This window comes from Mumia sp. zg.B17 (assembly GCF_019550915.1).
In the GTDB taxonomy this organism is placed as follows: domain Bacteria; phylum Actinomycetota; class Actinomycetes; order Propionibacteriales; family Nocardioidaceae; genus Mumia.
This window is the reverse complement of record NZ_JAHWCI010000006.1, coordinates 742602-759919: the sequence shown is the minus strand read 5'-3', so window position 1 is coordinate 759919 and position 17318 is coordinate 742602. Positions and strand designations below refer to the sequence as shown.

Annotated in this window: 14 protein-coding genes; 9 read left to right on the top strand and 5 right to left on the bottom strand. The window is 70.7% G+C overall.

Going from position 1 to position 17318, the window contains the following annotated elements; all coding sequences use genetic code 11:
* Positions 1-26: 26 nt before the first annotated feature.
* Positions 27-2822, bottom strand: coding sequence for a LuxR family transcriptional regulator (locus KV097_RS12130; RefSeq protein WP_220346439.1), 2796 nt, complete (start codon positions 2820-2822; stop codon positions 27-29).
* A gap of 198 nt (positions 2823-3020) precedes the next feature.
* On the opposite strand from KV097_RS12130, the gene KV097_RS12125 reads away from it, so the two are divergent.
* The 4 genes from KV097_RS12125 to KV097_RS12110 all read left to right on the top strand — a co-directional run bounded on the left by KV097_RS12125 (position 3021) and on the right by KV097_RS12110 (position 6040).
* Positions 3021-3854 carry a nuclear transport factor 2 family protein gene (locus tag KV097_RS12125; protein WP_220346440.1) on the top strand — a complete coding sequence of 278 codons (834 nt, stop codon included), beginning with the start codon at positions 3021-3023 and terminating at the stop codon, positions 3852-3854.
* A gap of 146 nt (positions 3855-4000) precedes the next feature.
* Positions 4001-4498 carry a VOC family protein gene (locus KV097_RS12120; RefSeq protein ID WP_301022474.1) on the top strand — a complete coding sequence of 166 codons (498 nt, stop codon included), beginning with the start codon at positions 4001-4003 and terminating at the stop codon, positions 4496-4498.
* A gap of 13 nt (positions 4499-4511) precedes the next feature.
* A complete protein-coding gene (locus KV097_RS12115) occupies positions 4512-4679 on the top strand; it encodes a hypothetical protein (protein WP_220343977.1) in 168 nt (55 codons plus the stop codon).
* Positions 4676-6040 (top strand): NAD(P)/FAD-dependent oxidoreductase, encoded by a 1365-nt coding sequence (locus tag KV097_RS12110; RefSeq protein WP_220346441.1) that lies wholly within the window; start codon positions 4676-4678, stop codon positions 6038-6040. Before KV097_RS12115 ends, KV097_RS12110 begins: the two co-directional genes overlap by 4 nt.
* Here KV097_RS12110 and KV097_RS12105 read toward each other — a convergent pair.
* Both KV097_RS12105 and KV097_RS12100 read right to left on the bottom strand, forming a co-directional pair.
* A complete protein-coding gene (locus tag KV097_RS12105; protein ID WP_220365986.1) occupies positions 6027-6944 on the bottom strand; it encodes an LLM class flavin-dependent oxidoreductase in 918 nt (305 codons plus the stop codon). The genes KV097_RS12110 and KV097_RS12105 overlap by 14 nt on opposite strands.
* A gap of 13 nt (positions 6945-6957) precedes the next feature.
* The gene (locus KV097_RS12100) at positions 6958-8829 is read right to left on the bottom strand and encodes an FAD-binding protein (protein ID WP_308289412.1); all 1872 of its coding nucleotides are present in this window, start codon (positions 8827-8829) and stop codon (positions 6958-6960) included.
* A gap of 159 nt (positions 8830-8988) precedes the next feature.
* Here KV097_RS12100 and KV097_RS12095 point away from each other — a divergent pair, with 159 nt between their 5' ends.
* Positions 8989-9675, top strand: a complete 687-nt coding sequence (locus tag KV097_RS12095; RefSeq protein WP_220365985.1) for an FMN-dependent NADH-azoreductase — start codon at positions 8989-8991, stop codon at positions 9673-9675.
* A gap of 41 nt (positions 9676-9716) precedes the next feature.
* Here KV097_RS12095 and KV097_RS12090 read toward each other — a convergent pair whose 3' ends face one another.
* Positions 9717-10208 (bottom strand): MarR family winged helix-turn-helix transcriptional regulator, encoded by a 492-nt coding sequence (locus tag KV097_RS12090; RefSeq protein ID WP_220365984.1) that lies wholly within the window; start codon positions 10206-10208, stop codon positions 9717-9719.
* A gap of 69 nt (positions 10209-10277) precedes the next feature.
* Between KV097_RS12090 and KV097_RS12085 the strand changes: the two genes are divergently transcribed.
* Positions 10278-11771: an SDR family NAD(P)-dependent oxidoreductase gene (locus KV097_RS12085; RefSeq protein ID WP_220365983.1), complete on the top strand. Its 1494-nt coding sequence runs from the start codon at positions 10278-10280 to the stop codon at positions 11769-11771.
* 16 nt (positions 11772-11787) lie between these two features.
* Here KV097_RS12085 and KV097_RS12080 read toward each other — a convergent pair whose 3' ends face one another.
* Positions 11788-12798, bottom strand: coding sequence for a 1-aminocyclopropane-1-carboxylate deaminase (locus KV097_RS12080; RefSeq protein ID WP_220365982.1), 1011 nt, complete (start codon positions 12796-12798; stop codon positions 11788-11790).
* A gap of 67 nt (positions 12799-12865) precedes the next feature.
* Here KV097_RS12080 and KV097_RS12075 point away from each other — a divergent pair, with 67 nt between their 5' ends.
* From KV097_RS12075 to KV097_RS12065, 3 genes are all read left to right on the top strand, one after another.
* Complete coding sequence (locus tag KV097_RS12075; RefSeq protein ID WP_220343985.1) at positions 12866-13540, top strand: GntR family transcriptional regulator; 675 nt, start codon at positions 12866-12868, stop codon at positions 13538-13540.
* A 66-nt stretch (positions 13541-13606) separates the two neighbouring features.
* Positions 13607-16396 carry a LuxR family transcriptional regulator gene (locus KV097_RS12070; protein WP_220365981.1) on the top strand — a complete coding sequence of 930 codons (2790 nt, stop codon included), beginning with the start codon at positions 13607-13609 and terminating at the stop codon, positions 16394-16396.
* A 130-nt stretch (positions 16397-16526) separates the two neighbouring features.
* Positions 16527-17273, top strand: a complete 747-nt coding sequence (locus KV097_RS12065; RefSeq protein WP_220343987.1) for an alpha/beta fold hydrolase — start codon at positions 16527-16529, stop codon at positions 17271-17273.
* Positions 17274-17318: the final 45 nt, after the last annotated feature.

The following is a 17318-nucleotide window of genomic DNA, read 5'->3' as shown; positions in this document are numbered from 1 at the left end:
CGCAACGAGCGTGCTGGCGGACAAAGCTAGGCGTTGAGCTCTCTACGGGAGCTCACGCCGAGCTTGGCGAAGACCTTACCCAGGTGCCACTCGACCGTCCGCGCACTGAGGAACAGCCGACCCCCGATCTCGGGGTTCGTCAGACCCTCGGTCGCCAGCTGGGCGATCTGCGCTTCTTGGGCCGTCAGACGGTCTCGCGTCTCGACGGTGGGTCGGCGCACCCTCTCACCGGTGGCGACAAGTTCGCGGCGCGCACGTTCGGCAAACCCTTCCATGCCGATCGTGACGAGCATCTCGTGGGCGGTACGCAGCTGCTCCCGGGCGTCGACGCGCCGGCGCTGGCGGCGGAGCCACTCGCCGAAGAGGAGGTGGGCGCGGGCGAGCTCCGGTCGGAGCTGCGTCCGGCTCAGGCGGTCGATCGCCTCGCGATACAGCGACTCGGCAGCGTCACCATCACTCAGCAACGCGAATGACCTGGCATGAATCCCGAGCGCCCAATCGGTGTCGCAGGTCTCGATGTGCTCGCCGAGTCGATTGAGAGCATCCGTCGCGAGCTCGGCGCGACCGGTCCGGGTGGCAGCCTCGATCAGCTCGTTCAACGCCCACGAAGCGACGTGCAGCTCTGGTGTGTGCTCGCTAGCCTCCACAGCCGCCGGGAGTGCCTCCTCATAGCGAGCGAGACCGTTCATGAGCACGGAGTTCGCCCAGCACGCGTACTGGACAGCTGTCCCCTGTCCACCGACAGTGGCGTCCGCGGTGACAGCTGCTATCAACTCAGAGGCCTCGGCCTCGCGGCTTCGGATTCCCGCGAGCGCGAGCGCAGCGTGCGGGGCGATGCGGGTGCCGGTTGCCTCCTTGATGGTCTCCACCTCCGCCGCCAACAGCGTGGCACTCGCGAAGTCTCCGCCGGCCGCGGCGGCCTGACCACTGGCGTTGTCCACGACGGCGAGGGCCTCGAGCGCCCCGGAGGAGCGGGCGAGTCTGACGGCCGCCATGCCGATCTCGAGACCTCGGTCGTAGTCCCAGATCAGGTTCGCCGCCCGTGACGCCAGCCAGCCCCATCGGAGCACCTCATCCTCGGAGACATCGCCACTCACGAACGCAGCGACCGCGCGCCGCAGCGCGGGCACGGCTGCAGGGCGTCCGTCGGTGAAGACCAACGCCAGACCTTCCAGAAGCAGATCGCACGGAAGTGGATGATTCAGTGGATCGGGCGCAGTCGCCACGGCCCGTGAGACGTCCAGGAGGCTGCCACCCTCACCCGCGAGCCGGCCGGCGAAGAGCGCTGCGGCCCACGCATCAAGATAAGTGTCGCGTGACAGGCGGACGTCCAGCGTCTCGAACTTCCGAGCAGCCTGAAGCAGCAGCAGGGGAGCTTCGCCGCCTCGGTTTTGGGCAAACGCGACCTCGGCGTGCAGCCGGTCCACGCGGGCTCGACCGAGGTCGTCAAGCGGTCCTGCCTCTGCGGCGGCCACGAGTCCGAGCGCCGCGTCAAACGCGCCGGCCTCGAGGCTCGCCTGGGCTGCGGCCAACGCGCGGTCTGCCCGTCGCGCCGGCTCCTGTGTCAGCGCGACCGAGCGCTGCAGAAAGGCAGCCGCCGCGGCGAGACCACCGCGAGCCTGCGCCCGCCCGGCCGACCGCTCGAGCTCGGCGGCCACGTCATCGTCGGGACCGAGCGAACCCTGAGCGCGGTGCCAGGCACAACGATCAGGGTCGATCTCGGGATCGGTAGCCGCAGCCAGCGCGCGATGCGCGCTACGGCGCTCCGTCGGCGACGCAGCTCGGTAGATGGCGGAGCGCAGAAGCGGATGGCGAAATTCCACGCGCGCCGCGATCTCGAGCAGATCTTCCGCCGCTGCGGGCGCCGCCGCTTCAACTGGGACCCCGAGCTCGGAGGCCGCCCGCCAAAGTAGGTTGGGATCACCGACTGGATCGGCCGCCGCCACGAGCAGCAGGAGCTGCGTCGCGCTGGGAAGCAGCGCTAGACGTCGGCGGTAGCTCGCTTCGATTCGACCGGGCAAGGGCATCCTGTCCGGGACAGAGAAACCGCCTGCCAGGGAGACCGACGATCGCCCATGAGGTAGCTCGAGCAAAGCGAGCGGATTGCCACGAGCCTCGGCGATGATCCGATCGCGCACCAGCTTGTCGAGCGGGCCGAGTGTCGCCGATGTCACCAGTTCTCCCGCGTCGTCGTTCGACAACCCGTGGAGACGCAGCTCGGGCAGCCCCTCGAACTCACTCGGGGCGTCTCCGTCGCGCTCGGCAAGAACGATCACAACCGACTCAACGTGAAGACGTCGCGCGATGAACGAGAGCACCTGGGCCGAGGACCGATCCAGCCACTGGGCGTCATCGACGAGGCAGACCACAGGCCGCGCCTCGGCGTGTCCGGAGAGCTGGCTCAGCAGGGCCAGCCCAACGAAGAAGCGATCGGGCGGCTGTCCAGGACTGAGGCCGAACGCCGTCTCGAGAGCCTCGCGCTGCGGTAACGGCAGCTGCTCGAGACCGTCGAGGAGCGGTTGCGAGAGCTGATGGACCGCCGCGAACGGCAACTCCATCTCCGATTCGATACCGACCGCCCGGATGACCTGACAACCAGGGCTGTGGCCGGCCACGTAGTCGAGCAGCGCGGTCTTGCCGATGCCGGCCTCGCCGCGTAGTACCACCGCTCGGCTATCGCCAGACCGCGCTGCCTCGACATAGGCGCAGAGCGCCGCACACTCTTTCCCGCGACCACGCAACCGAATCCGCGGGTCCCGTTGCAGTGACATCTCGCCCCCTGGAAACGCTACCTGCATCTGCAGCGCCGTCTGCCAGAGCATAAACCCGTCCCAGCGCGCGACCCGCCCGCCAGAAGTCTCCGTCGACCGAGTCCGCTTCGTCCGCTGATCGTCGACGAGCTCACGGGCAACGGGATCATGGACCGGTGGCGGCAAGGCATGCATCCTTGGACGCGCCGGAACTGTTCGCGTGGCATGCTCACGCCTCTGCCGCACTGATCGTTGGAGGAAGGTGTGGGCATGCCGTGGTTCCCGGACTTCGTCAGCTCTGCCGAGCTCGCGCGGCGCCAGTCGCTCCCGTACGAGTCTGAGGACCCGGTGACGCGCTATCTCTCCGCGTTGTCCGACGGCTCCCCGCATGCTCTCGAAGCCGCCTGGCCGGGGCGCATCGTCGTCCACGACCCGCGTGCTGGAGAGGTGACTGGCCACCGCGAGCTCCGCCGGTTCGTCGCCACGAACCAGGAGTGGTTGCGGGCTCGTCATGCACGCATCGAGACCGTGTCGTCGACTGCCGACGGGTCACGCGCCGCCGTGGAGCTCCTCGCCCGTCTGGAGATCTCCGGAACGGCGGTCGCGTGGCCGGTCGCCGTCGTCGCCGAGGCGACCGATCGCTACTCGCTCGACCTGCGCACGTACTGCAGCCAGGTCGTCGTCGACGGGCGTCGCCACCCGAGAGCACCCCTTCTCGGGCCCGGCGCCGTCCGCCCGGACGGTGTCGTCGGCCGGTACCTCGCCGGGCTGGAAGCCGGAGACGTGGACGAGGTCGTGGCGACGTTCGCCGAGGACGGATACCTCCGTGAGGCGGTCGGAGAGCCGGACGTCCATCGCGGCGAGGACGGGCTGCGCTCGTTCTACTCCCGCCTGCTCGGTACGGGCGACGGCGTGGCGCTCGAGTGCTGTCAGGCCACCGATGACGGCGTGCGGTGCGTGGTGGAGTACAACGACGTGAGCACGCGCGGAGAGTGGCCGCCCCAGGCCGGCCTCGCCGTCTTCGAGCGTGCCGACGATGGCCGGATCGCCGCCGTGCGCTGCTACGACGACATCGAGCGCCCCGCCGCCGGCCGCCCCTCGTGAGACCGTCCGAACGGGTTTGTACCACGGCATGGACATATCGGACGTGGCGTAGAACGATACGGGAGGGGCCACCTCGGGAAGGTCTTCGAGCCACTGTCATCGAGTTCCACCGTCTGGCCGTTCGAGCTTGTGCCGAGGAGGCCGCTGTGAGCACTGTCGAGTCATCCGGGACCACTGCTGGGAGCCCGCCGGTCCAACCGGGGGAGATGAGGCTGGAGGTCGTCGTGATCCCCGTCGGGGACGTCGACCGAGCGAAGCAGTTCTACGAAGGGCTGGGCTGGCGACTGGACGCCGATCTCGCGGTCGAGGACGGATATCGCGTCGTGCAGCTGACACCTCCGGGGTCGGGGTGCTCGATCATCTTCGGTGAGGGTGTGAGCGGGGCGGCTCCCGGATCCGCCGAGGGCCTCCAGCTGGCGGTCTACGACATCGACGACGCACGCGCGACGCTGAAAGAGGGCGGCGCCGACGTGAGCGAGGTGTTCCACGACACGACCGGGATCTTCCACCACGCCGGGACGGACGGTCGCGTCGCTGGCCCGGCCGACGGGCACGCCGACTACGGGTCGTTCCTCTCCTTCGCCGACCCCGACGGCAACGGCTGGATCGTGCAGGAGATCAAGACCCGGCTTCCCGGACGCTGAGAGGACACCCGACATGGCGACGATCTACTCCTCGGCCGACGAGCTGGCCGACGCCCTACGCCGCGCCGCCGCCGCCCACGGCGAGCACGAGGCGCGGACCGGTGAGGAAGACGCCGACTGGCCCGCGTGGTACGCGCTGTACATGGTCAGCGAGGCTGCGGGCGAGGAGCTGCCGACGTGAGCGACTTCGACGTCATCGTGCTCGGCGGCGGCTCGCCGGGGGAACACTGCGCAGGTGCACTCGCCGAAGGAGGCCTGCGGGTCGCGGTGGTCGAGCGCGAGCTGGTCGGCGGCGAGTGCTCCTACTGGGCCTGCATCCCCTCGAAGACGTTGCTGCGCCCGGGGGAGGCGGTCCAGGGGGCCCGTGACGCGGCCGCGACGGCGGAGGTGGACGTCGAAGCCGCGCTCGCCTGGCGCGACTTCATGGTGTCGGACTACTCCGACGCCGGCCAGGAGCGCTGGCTCGCCGACAGCTCGATCACCCTGATCCGGGGCAGCGGACGTCTCGCCGGCCCCGGTGCCGTCGAGGTCAACGGCGTCCGCCACACCGCGGACCACGTCGTCCTCGCCAACGGCGCCGAACCGTTCGTCCCGCCCGTGCCGGGTCTGCGCGAGCTCGACGGTGTGTGGACCAGCCGCGAGGCCACCTCGATGAAGGTCGTCCCCCGTCGTCTCCTGATCCTCGGCGGAGGCCCGGTGGGGGTCGAGATGGCCCAGGTCGTACGTCGACTCGGTGGCGAAGCCGTCGTCGTCGACACGGGACCACACCTCCTGGCCCGGGAGGCGGCGCCGCTCGGGGAAGCCCTCGGTCGGACTCTGGGTCGCGAGGGCATCGAGCTCGTGCTGTCGGCGAAGGCCTCGAGCGCGCGTCTGGAGGGCGAGGACTACGTCCTCGGCCTCGACGACGGCCGTGAGGTCCGAGGCGACCGGTTGCTCGTCGCGACCGGTCGCCGTCCGCGCCTGTCCGGGATCGGGCTCGAGACCGTCGGGGTGGAGGCCGACGCCCACGGGGTTCCCGTCGACGGGCGGCTGCGCGTGACCGACGGCCTGTGGGCGATCGGTGACGTCACCGGGCTCTGGCCCCTGACGCACGTCGGCAAGTACCAGGGCGAGGTCGTCGCGGCCAACATCCTGGGCGAGTCGCGTGAAGCCAGCTACGACGCCGTCCCGCGCGTGGTCTACACCGACCCGCAGGCCGCCGCGGTCGGCGCCGACGAGGCCGCGTTCAGCAGCACGGTCATGCTCGCCGACGTCGCCAAGACCGCGACGTACACGCGCGCGTACGCCGAGAGCGACGGATTCCTCACCCTCCTCAGCGACGGTGAGCGGCTCACCGGTGCCTACGCCCTCGGGCCGGACGCCGGGGAGTGGTTGCAGCAGGCGACCCTCGCGATCCGAGCACGCGTCCCGCTCGACGTGCTCACCGACACGATCCAACCGTTCCCGACCTTCTCCGAGATCTACGTCCCGGCGCTGAAGAGCCTGCGGGCCGAGATCGCCGCCCGCTCAGGCGAACGCGAGGGGGCGCCTAAGGGTGGCTGAGCCGACGAGCGCGTTCGCTCGCGACCGTCTCGCGCACGGCCGGCGCAACCTCGGCGGCGAACCGCTCGGTCGTCGCCACGTCGTCCCCGCCGATCAGGACGGCCGTGATCCCGTGGGTCAGGGCGAGGTCGACGAGGTTGTCGATCCAGCGTGCGGGCGGGCCGCCGAGGATGCCTCCGGCCGTGGAGTCGAAACCGACGTTCATGATGTTGAGGAGCCGCCTCACGTCGCTCGGTGACCGTCCGGCGGCGACAGCAGCATCGTCGATCCGGCCGTTGAGCTCCGGAAGCGACGCGGTGCCGTTCTCGAGATACTCGATCGTCGGGAGCCAGCCGTCGGCCACCGCGCCGGTCAGGGCGAGCATCTTCGGCTTGTAGGCGCCGACCCAGATCGCGATGTCGTGGGCCGGCTGCGGTCCGCGCTTGGCGCCGACGCTCCGGTAGTAGTCGCCGTCCACGCGCACGCCGCCCGGCTGCCCGGTGTCCCAGATCTCGCGGACGATCTCGATGCCCTCGCGGAGAGCCGCGACGCCCTGGCCTGCGGTGAGGCGACGCCCGCCCATGGCGGCGACGCCCTCCCAGAACGCGCCCGCGCCGAGACCGAGCTCGAAGCGCCCGCCACTGAGGATGTCGAGCGAGGCGGCAGCCCGGGCGAGCACGGCGGGAGGTCGGAGCGGCAGGTTGAGGACGTTGCCGCTGAGGTGGACGTGCTCGGTCCGGGCGGCGGCGTACGCCAGGAGTGTCCAGGTGTCGAGCAGCGCAGGCTGGTACGGGTGGTCCTGGAAGGTCACCAGGTCGAGGCCGGCGCGGTCGGCGGTGACCGCCAGCTCGAGCACATGGTGGGGATCGCGCGAGCGCGGCGTGACGAAGGTGCCGAACAGAAGCTCGTGCCCGTAGTCGGTCATGGTGGTCCTTTCGTCAGCCCGCGTGTGACACCGTCAGGTCGACGGTGGGGGCGATGTTGAAGTTGTCCCGGAAGAGATTGTCGGGGTCGTAGAGGGCCTTGGTCTCGCGGAGCCGGGCGAGGACGGGCGGTGGGAACGCATCGTCGAGACGCTGGGGTCGCAGGTCGGTGTCGAAGCTGAGGTACAGGCCGTGGAAGTGAACGGCCAACGCATCGAAGGCAGGGTCCAGAGCCCCGTGGTCGCGACCCATCGCCGTCACCTGGAACGCCGAGCGACGGTGTGCGAAGGCTGTGCGGTCCGGTGGCACGTCAGCGATGGCGCCTCCCATCGCGCGCAGCTGGAAGTACGCGACCGTGCCACTGTGGAGCAGCTGTGCGGCGTCGCGAGCGAAGGCGGGTGTCAGCTCGGGCAGGAGCGCGGACCTCGACACAGGTTCGCCGTATCCGTGATGCCCGTCGGGCCCGACGTCCTCCGCCTCCGCCATGACGCCGGCATACCGGGTCAGAACGACCTCCTGCCGAACCAGGTCTCCGAGAGCCACGAACGGTGTCAGGCGCTCGACGATCACGTCGGCGTCGTCGGAGTCGACCAGCGCATACAGCTGGACGACCGACTGCCCGTCGCGCGGGCGTCCGGTGACAAGGAACACCGTGGTGTCGCGGGGAGCCGACGAAGCGAGCCGGCCGTACGTCAGGAGCGCCTGCTCGATGTCGTCGGTGACCAGCACGAGCTTGGCCCACCCCACGTCGTCGACCTCGTCGACCTCGAACTCGAACGACGTGGCGATACCGACGTTGGCGCCTGCGCCTCGCACCGCCCAGAAGAGGTCGGGGTGCTCCTGGTCGGAGACGCGCACCTGACGTCCGTCGGCAAGCACGAGATCGGCCGAGCGGAGGTGGTCGATGGTCAGACCGTGGCGGCGCGACAACAGGCCGATGCCACCCGCGGTGGCGAGTCCGCCGACGCCGACGCCTCCATAGTCACCCGAGCCCAGCGCCCAACCATGAGAGTTCAAAGCTGCGGCGACCTCCTTCCAGGTGGCGCCCGGGCCGACGCGCACTCGCCGACGGCGGGGGTCGACGACCTCGATGCCGTCCAGTGCACCGACGTCGATCACCAGTCCGCCATCGTTGGTCGAGCGGCCACTGATGCCGTGCCCTCCGCTGCGTACGCCCAGCGGCAGGTGGCGGTGCCGGTGCGCGAAGACGACCGCATCGGCGACCTCGTCGGGCGTCTGCGGCCGGAGCACGAGACCGGGCGCTCCCGACCGCAGGTAGGTGGAGCGGACGGCGGAGAAACTGTCGTCACCCGGTTCGATCGCCGTCCGACGCAGCGATTCGGGCAGCCCGTCGTAGTCGATCCCCGGACGCCGCCTGGACCGTGCCGCCACGGATCGCCCGGACGGGTTGCCGCCGTGGCTCGCCGCAAAGGGGATGAGCCGCTCGACGTCGTGCGCGGTGCGGACTGGGACCACGACCGGCAGGTCGTGGTGGTCGGCCAGCGCGAGGATCTGGGCACGCTCAGCCCCTTCGGGGGCGACGACCCAGCCGGCGTCGGCGACGAGGCGCACGCCGGCCAGGGACTCGAGGGTCTGCCGAGCCTTTGCGACGACCTCGGGGTACGGCGCCGTGCGCGCGGCGTGGTCCGAAGGGTCGGGTGCCGACGGGTCCCCGGCGACGCCAAGGGCGATGCGACCCGTGTGAGCCGCGACCCATACGGCCGTCGTCCACGGGTCGAGGGCAGTGTCCGTCCGGATGCCCTCGGCGTCGCCTGGACCCACGACGACGAGATCGAGCCGACCTGCTTCCGCTCGCTGGGCGAGCGCTGTCGCCGACTCGTGGGCTCCGCTCGCCCACTGCGTGTCGAGCAGAATGCCTAGCTGCACGTGTCCCCACTCATCGCTGTCATAGATCATCTCTGACGCAGATGGCCACAACGCCGGCGGTGGCCGTCGTGTTCCCCCCGACGACCGCGGCTTCTTGGTCTCAGATCATCATATGTCATGATGATCTAGAAAGCAGACGAATTCGAGAGAGGCTCGCCCATGGGCACGCTGTTCAGGCTTGATTCAAGTATTCGGATCGAGGGGTCGGTGACCCGGGCGGTCGCCGACACTTTGCAGGCCGCCGTCGTCGAGGAGATCCCCGCGGTCGAGGTCGTACGCCGCGACATCGGGACCGCGCCCATCGACGCGTCACACTGGGGGGCCGCCGCCTATGCCAGTGGGACGGTCGAGGACGAGCGGACAACGGCGCAGAGCGAGGCGCTCGCCGTCGCCGCTGAGCTGGCGGACGAGCTCGTGGCGGCGGACGCGCTCATCTTCGCCGTCCCCATGTACAACTTCGGCGTGTCCCAGCACTTCAAGACGTGGTTCGACCTGGTGTCGACCGACCCCAGGTTCGCCCCGGGCGCAGGCACCCTCGAGCAACGGCCTGCCTTCCTCGTGACCGCGCGTGGCGGCGGCTACAGTCCCGGCACGCCCCGCGCCGGTTGGGACCACGCGACCGGCTGGATGCGGCGGATGCTCGAAGACCTGTGGGGGCTGGATCTCGACGTGATCGAGACCGAGCTCACGCTGGCGGAGGTCACGCCGGCGATGGCAGAGCTCCGAGAGCTGGCGCAGCACCAGCTGGCCGAGTCGCACGAGGCGGCGCGCCGAGGGGCGCGTTCGGTGACCCTCCACCTGCGCGGCAGCAGCGAACCGTACGGCCAGGGCTCGCTGGCGTCGTAGACGCCACGACGACGGGCGTCCCGCCGCGATGGAGCGCCGGGCTACGCCTCGGCAGCCTCGAGACAGGGATCGAAGTCCGGGTCGCCCGTCGTCGTCGACGCCGCCTTGCAGAGGAGCCGGCGAAAGCTCGCGCGTTCGTCGTCGTCGAGGGCGCTGAGCAGCTGGCGCTCCGCCCCCGAGACCTCGCGGTAGAGGTCTTCGACGGCCCGGCGCCCGCGATCGGTCGCCACGATCTGGCGCTGGCGACGGTCGTTGGGGTTGGGTCGCCGCTCCACCAGACCCGCCTCGACGAGGTCGTCGATCAGGTAGGTCATCACCGTGCGGTCGATGCCGAGATGGTTGGCCAGGGCCAGCTGGCTGGGCTTGTCGCCCTCGAGCACCTCGAGCATGGTCTGGTAGCCGCGAGGCCCGTGGGGGAAGCTGCCCAGCGCCGGCGCGACGGCGTCCCGGTAGGTGCGAAGAAGCACGCCCAGGGCCCAGCCGATGTCGTTCTCGGTGCCCGGCTCGCTCGCACCCGCGTGGGTCTCACTCACCTCGTCATCGTACGACGCCGCGGGGATCGACCTCGAAGACCGCCAGGGGCGGTGACGTAGGATCCCTGGGTGCACGATCAGCCCCGCATCGACCCCGACGACCTCGCGACCACCCTCAAGGTCCTCCGACAGCTCCCCGACCTCCACCCCGACCACCCCGACATCCGGACGGTCAAGCGCGAGGCGTCGTTCATGTACAAGCTGATCAAGAAGGCTCGTCGCGACGAGATCCGCCAGGAGCGGCAGCGACACGACCAGGAGATCATCGAGAAGACGGCCACCGGCTCCCCGATGAGGATCGACGACGAGACCGCCGGTATCCCGCTGGTCTCGCACGCGCCGGGTGCTTTCGCCGGCGAGCTGATCACCGCGCGCGGCTGCTACATCTGCAAAGAGGACTTCACTCTCGTCGACGCGTTCTACCACTGGCTCTGCCCTCGGTGCGCCGCGATGTCGCACGCCAAGCGTGACCAGCGGACCGACCTCACCGGCAAGCGCGCCCTGCTCACCGGCGGCCGCGCGAAGATCGGCATGTACATCGCGCTGCGCCTGCTTCGCGACGGAGCGCACACCACCATCACCACCCGGTTCCCCAAGGACGCGGTGCGCCGTTTCGCCGCGATGGAGGACTCGCCCGAGTGGCTGCACCGTCTCAAGGTCGTCGGTATCGACCTGCGCGACCCCGCCCAGGTGATCAGCCTGGCCGACGACGTCGCCGCGGCGGGACCGCTGGACATCCTGATCAACAACGCCTGCCAGACTGTGCGGCGGACGCCGGGTGCGTACTCGCGTCTGGTCGAGATGGAGGGTGCACCCCTTCCGGATCAGACCGCGCTGCCCGAGATGGTCTCCTTCGACGGCGTCTCCGAGGCCCACCCCGCTGCGATCGCCGGAGCGCTGTCCACCGCGGCCGTGGCCCATCACGAGGGGGAGTCGCTCGAGGTCGCCGAGGCCGCGCACACGGCGGCCTCGATCACCGCGCTGGCGCTCTCGGCCGGTTCGGCGTCCCTGGCTGCGCACCTCGACGGGACCGCCGTGGACGCCGGCGGGCTGCTCCCCGACCTGCAGACGACCAACTCCTGGACCCAGGTCGTCGACCAGGTCGACCCGCTGGAGCTGCTGGAGGTCCAGCTCTGCAACTCGATCGCACCGTTCCTGCTGGTCTCCCGGCTCCGTCCGGCGATGCGCGCGGCGGTCCAGGCGGGCGCCCGACGGGCGTACGTCGTCAACGTCTCGGCGATGGAGGGGCAGTTCTCCCGTCGCTACAAGGGCCCTGGCCACCCCCACACCAACATGGCCAAGGCGGCGCTCAACATGATGACCCGTACCAGTGCGGGTGAGATGTTCGAGGCCGACAAGATCCTGATGACCGCCGTCGACACCGGCTGGATCACCGACGAGCGTCCTCACCAGGAGAAGCTCCGGATCGCTGCGGAGGGGTGGCACGCGCCCCTCGACCTGGTCGACGGTGCGGCCCGGGTCTACGACCCGGTCGTGCGCGGCGAGCGTGGGGAAGACCTCTACGGCTGCTTCGTGAAGGACTACGAGCCGTCGCCCTGGTGACCGTCTCGTCAGTCGCTCAGGCGGTGAAGAGAGCGCTGTAGGCGTTGAGCGCCGGCTGACCGCCCAGGTGGGCGTAGAGGACGTTCGATCCGCGCGGAATCTCGCCGCTCGTCACCAGGTCGACGAGACCCGCCATCGACTTCCCCTCGTAGACGGGGTCGATGATCATCCCCTCCAGGCGGCCGGACAGCCCGATGGCATCGAGCGTGGACTGCACGGGGATGCCGTAACGGTCGCCCGCCCACCCCTCGAGCACGGTGATCTCGTCGTCGGTGAGCTCGCGCCCGAGGCCGATCAGCTCTGCGGTGCCCCGCGCGATGCGAGCGACCTGGGCGCGAGTCGCGTCGACCTCGGCGGAGGCGTCGATGCCGATCACGCGCCGCGGTCGGTCCTGCAGCGCGAATCCGGCGATCATGCCGGCCTGGGTGGACCCGGTCACCGCGCAGACGACGACCGTGTCGAAGAAGACGCCGAGCTCGCGCTCCTGCTGCTGGACCTCGAACGCCCAGTTCGCGAAGCCGAGCCCGCCGAGCCGGTGGTCCGACGCGCCCGCCGGGATGCCGTAGGGCGTGCCGCCGCGCGCGCGGACGTCCTCGAGCGCCTGCTCCCAGCTGCCCTTGACTCCGATGCCGAAGCCGGACGGGTCGAGGCGCACCTCGGCGCCCATGATGCGCGACAGCATGATGTTGCCGACCCGGTCGTTGAGCGGATCGGGCCAGTCGACCCAGCGCTCCTGGACGAGGACGGCCTTCAGGCCGAGCCGGGCGGCGAGGGCCGCGACCTGGCGCGTGTGGTTGGACTGGTAGCCGCCGATGGAGACGAGGGTGTCCGCTCCCTGCTCGAGGATGTCGGGCACGAGGTACTCGAGCTTGCGGGTCTTGTTGCCGCCGTACGCCAGGCCGGAGTTGCAGTCCTCGCGCTTGGCCCAGATGCGGGCGCCGCCGAGATGCCCGGTGAGCCGGTCCAAGGGATGGATCGGGCTCGGGCCGAAGAGCAACGGATAGCGGCGGAAGTCCCGCAGCGACATGGTTTCTCCTCGGGTCAGCTGACAATCGCCTTGCCGTACACGCGATGCGCGATGTGTAATATATCGCATGCCGCTCCCGGACAACTCGGTCACCATCGACCGGAGCCTGCTGCGCGACGACGTCTACCGACGCCTGCGCGACGGGATTGTGGACGGCGCTCTGGCGCCCGGAGAGCAGCTGCGCGACAGCGAGCTGGCCGCTCGCCTCGGCGTGAGCCGTACGCCGGTGCGTGAGGCGCTGCTGCGCCTGGCCGACGCGGGTCTGGTGGTCGCGCGGCCCGGTCGGTCGACCACCGTGAGCTCACTCCAGGTCCAGGACGTCCACGACGCTCGGGTCGTCGTGGCGGCAATGCACGCGGCGGCGGTCAGGGAGGCGATCGACCGGTTCACTCCGTTCGACATCGACGAGATGCGCGACGCCAACCACCGCTTCGCCGAGGCGATCGCGGCGGGTGACGTGGTGGCCGCCCTCCAGGCCGACGGGGAGCTCCACAGCGTTCCGGTCAGACTCGCCGCCAACCGAGCATTGACCTCGGTGCTCGACCAGTACGTCCCCGTCCTGCGGCGGGCCGAGAGGGTTCGGTTCTCGTCGTCGGCCGCACGCGAGTCGATCGCGCGTCACGAGCGTCTCATCGACCGGTGCGAGGCGGGCGACGGCGACGGGGCCGGCGCCATCGAGTACAGCACGTTCGCCAGCCTGTCCGCGGAGCTCGAGGTGGAGGTCGCGGCGGACAAGGAATGACCCCAGCCACGTCGTCTCTCGGCGGACGGTCCGGCTGGACAGTGTGGCCGACCGGAGGGGGCCGGGATGATGCAACGGGAGGGTGCGCCACCGACGCTGTACGGGCGTCGCAGCGAGCGGCAGAGGCTTGACGAGCTGGTGCGGGCCGCCGAGGAGGGCCGGAGCGGGGTGCTGGTCGTCGACGGTGAACGGGGTGTCGGGAAGTCTGCACTGCTCGCTCACCTGGCACACCGCGCCAGGAACGACCGGGTGGTCCGGGTCTGCGGGGCGGAGTCCGAGGCCGACCTGGCGTTCGCCGGGTTGCACCAGCTGTGCAGCCCGCTGCTCGACCTCGTCGGCAGGTTGCCGGCGCCGCAGGCCGATGCTCTCGGCATCTCCCTCGGACTTCGCGCTGGGCCGTCGCCGGACGGATTTCTCGTCGGCCTGGCGACCTTGTCGTTGCTGTCGGAGGCTTCACGGGACCGACCGCTCGTCTGCGTGGTCGACGACGCCCACTGGTTGGACGATGCCTCGGCGCAGACCCTGGCGTTCGTGGCTCGGCGGCTTGAGTCGGACGCGGTCGTCCTCGTGGTGGCGACGAGGGCCGCAGATGACGATCGGCGTTGGGGGAGGTTGCCTCGACTGACGGTCCCTCCACTGGCCACGGTCGATGCCGAGGCTCTTCTGCGGTCGGCGATCGCCGCACCGCTCGACCGGCGGGTGCGCACCCGCCTCGTCGCCGAGACCCACGGCATCCCCGCCGCGCTGTGGGACGTGACGCGGCGGTTCTCGACCACCGAGCTGGCGTTCGGTCCGCAGGCGAGCGTGACAGCGGTGACCGACGGTTGCCCCGAAGCAACGCTCGCGCGCGGGCTCGAAGGGCTGGACGAGCCGCTGCGTCTGCTGCTGCTTGCCGCCGCTGCGGAGCCGACCGGAGACGCGGCTCTGCTGTGGCGCGCCGCCGAGAATCTCGGGCTCGGCAGCGAGGCCGTCGCCCCAGCACAAGCCGTCGGGCTGCTCGAGATCCAGGAGACGGTCCGGTTCAGGCATCCGACGGCGCGGTCGGTGGTCTACGGAGCCGCCGCTGCCGCCGACCGTCGGGTGGTCCACCAGGCGCTCGCGGACGCCACCGACCCCGTGCAGGACCCTGACCGGCGCGCGTGGCACCTCGCCCACGCCGTCGCGCGCCCGGACGAGCGCGTGGCCCGCGACCTCGAGCGCTCCGTCGGGCGCGCGGCAGCGCAGGGCGGCCCGGCCGCGGCTGCGGCCTTCCTGCAGCAGGCAGCCACGCTGACGCCCGACGTACGGCCGCGTGTCGACCGGCAGATCGCTGCGATCGACGCCCTGCTGAACGCCGGCGCCGTGGACGCGGCGCGGGAGCTGTGCGGCGTGGCGGAGGGTGAGGTGCTGGGCGATCTTCATCGGGCCCGGCTCGACCAGCTGCGTGCGCGGATCGAGAGTGCATCCTGCCGCGGTGCCGACGTGCTCCCGCCGCTGCTCTCCGCCGCTCGGCGGCTCGAGGCCTTCGATCCACAGCTGGCGTTCGACAGCTATGCGGACGCGCTCACCGCTGCGTTGTTCTCGGCTCGGTCAACCGCCGGCATCGGCGTGCGAGCCGTGGCCGACGCCGTGCGTGACGCGCGCGTCCCGGTCGATCGCAGGCCGGGTGACCTGGCGGTCCAGGCGATGGCCGTGCTGTACGCCGATGGATACGCCGAGGCCGTTCCGCTGCTCAGGCGTGCGGTCGAGGCGTTCGACACCGAGGAGCTGTCTCCCGGGGAGGGCGCACGGTTCTCCTGGCTGGTCGAGCTGGTGGCTGCCGGCTTGTGGGACGAGCACGCGTGGGACAGGTTGACCGGTCGGGACGTGAGGCGGGCCCGCGAAGCAGGAGCCGGCGATGCCCTCACGGTCGCCCTGAACACCCGCGTCTACGTCACCCTCTTCGGGGGTGACCTGGGGGCCGCAAGGACGCTGCTCGAGGAGATCCACGCCGTTGACGCCGCGGCGGGTACGGCGCTGACGCCGTACGGAGCCATCGGGCTCGCCGCCTTCCGCGGCGACCAGGCAGAGGCCGAGCCGCTCCTCGCTGCGGTGCGCGAAGAGGCTGTCGCGCGCGACGACGGTCTCGGGACCTGGGTCGTGCAGTGGGCGCAAGCGCTCCTCTACAACGGACTCGGCCGCTACCGGGAGGCATTGGTCGCCGCTCGTGAGGCCGTCGACCGGCCCGACTGGATGGCGGTCGCGACCTGGGCACTCGTCGAGCTGGTCGAGGCCGCTTCACGGGCCGGCGAACCGACCACGGCGGCGGGCGCGTTCGCGCAGCTGGCACCGCTCGCGCGGGCCAGCGGGAGCGACTGGGCGCTCGGGGTGGCCGCGCGCTGCGAGGCGCAGCTGCACGACGGTGACCGCGCGGACAGTCTCTATCGCGAGTCGATCGACAGGCTCGGGCGCACGGCCGTTCCTCCCGAGCTCGCCAGGGCGCACCTGCTGTACGGCGAGTGGTTGCGGCGGGCCGGCCGGCGTGTCGAGGCGCGCGAGCAGCTGCGGACCGCTCACCAGATGCTGGTCGCCCTGGGACTGGCCGCCTTCGCCGAACGCGCACGCCGAGAGCTGGCCGCCACTGGTGAGACGGTGCGCAAGCGTGCCCACGGCACACGGGACGAGCTCACCCCACAGGAGATGCACGTCGCCCGTCTCGCTGCGGAGGGACTGACCAACCCCGACATCGGCACCGAGCTCTTCCTCAGCCCTCGCACGGTGGAGTGGCACATGGGGAAGGTCTTCGGCAAGCTCGGCATCTCCTCGCGCCGTCAGCTGCGCGACGTCATCGGGGCCGCCCAGACGTCGCGCCCACGGCGGGACGCGCTGACGGCATGAGGTGACGCCGGGGACCCGTGTCAGGCACCCCGGGGGCCAGACCGGGGATCACACGGGGGCGAACGAGGGGAATGTCGCGTCAGGCTCGAGGTCCACCCACGGCCGACAGGCCTTCGAGAAGGAGCTCGTCATGACCGCTGCATCGTCGTCCCCGTCCACACCACGCCCGACCATCGTGCTCGTCCACGGTGCCTTCGCCGACTCCTCCAGCTGGAACGGCGTCGTGCCCGAGCTTCAGCGACGGGGCTACCACGTCGTCGCGATCGCCAACCCGCTCCGAGGGCTCAGCTCCGACGCCGAGTACCTCCGCAGCTTCCTCGACACCCGGGACGGGCCCGTGGTCCTGGCCGGGCACTCGTACGGCGGGGTAGTGATGAGCGAGGCCGCGGAGGGGTCCTCGGTGGTCGCCGCGCTCGTCTACCTCGCCAGCTTCACCCTCGAGGTCGGTGAGAGCGCCGACGACCTCACGACCAAGTTCCCCGGTGCCGAGCTCGGGTCGGCCGCCGAGCCGGTGCCCTTCCCGACGGCAGACGGCGACACCGGCTCTGACGTCTACATCCAGCAGGACCGGTTCAACGAGGTGTTCGCCGCCGACGTGGCGCCCGACATCGCGCGGGTGATGGCCGTCACGCAACGCCCGATCGCGGGCAGTGCCCTCACGGACACGGCCACGAGGGCTGCCTGGCGCAGCATCCCGTCCTGGACGATGGTCGCCAACCAGGACCTTGCCATCCCTGCGGAGTCCCAGCGCTTCATGGCCGAGCGTGCGCAGTCGCACACGGTCGAGATCGACGCCTCCCACGCCGTGACGGTCTCTCAGCCGAAGGCGGTCGCGGACCTGATCGACGCAGCGGCGCGAGGTGTCACCGACCTCTGAGCCGTTCGCGACACCCGGGCCCGAGATCGTGCGCTCTCGGGCCTG

What these genes read in the sequence shown, in the direction of transcription:
- KV097_RS12075 (WP_220343985.1), top strand. Translation starts at nt 12,866, where the DNA reads ATGCCGCTCCCGGACAACTCGGTCACCATCGACCGGAGCCTGCTGCGC.
- KV097_RS12080 (WP_220365982.1), bottom strand. Translation starts at nt 12,798, where the DNA reads ATGTCGCTGCGGGACTTCCGCCGCTATCCGTTGCTCTTCGGCCCGAGC.
- KV097_RS12125 (WP_220346440.1), top strand. Translation starts at nt 3,021, where the DNA reads ATGCCGTGGTTCCCGGACTTCGTCAGCTCTGCCGAGCTCGCGCGGCGC.
- KV097_RS12130 (WP_220346439.1), bottom strand. Translation starts at nt 2,822, where the DNA reads ATGCTCTGGCAGACGGCGCTGCAGATGCAGGTAGCGTTTCCAGGGGGC.
- KV097_RS12105 (WP_220365986.1), bottom strand. Translation starts at nt 6,944, where the DNA reads ATGACCGACTACGGGCACGAGCTTCTGTTCGGCACCTTCGTCACGCCG.
- KV097_RS12115 (WP_220343977.1), top strand. Translation starts at nt 4,512, where the DNA reads ATGGCGACGATCTACTCCTCGGCCGACGAGCTGGCCGACGCCCTACGC.
- KV097_RS12095 (WP_220365985.1), top strand. Translation starts at nt 8,989, where the DNA reads ATGGGCACGCTGTTCAGGCTTGATTCAAGTATTCGGATCGAGGGGTCG.
- KV097_RS12065 (WP_220343987.1), top strand. Translation starts at nt 16,527, where the DNA reads ATGACCGCTGCATCGTCGTCCCCGTCCACACCACGCCCGACCATCGTG.
- KV097_RS12070 (WP_220365981.1), top strand. Translation starts at nt 13,607, where the DNA reads ATGATGCAACGGGAGGGTGCGCCACCGACGCTGTACGGGCGTCGCAGC.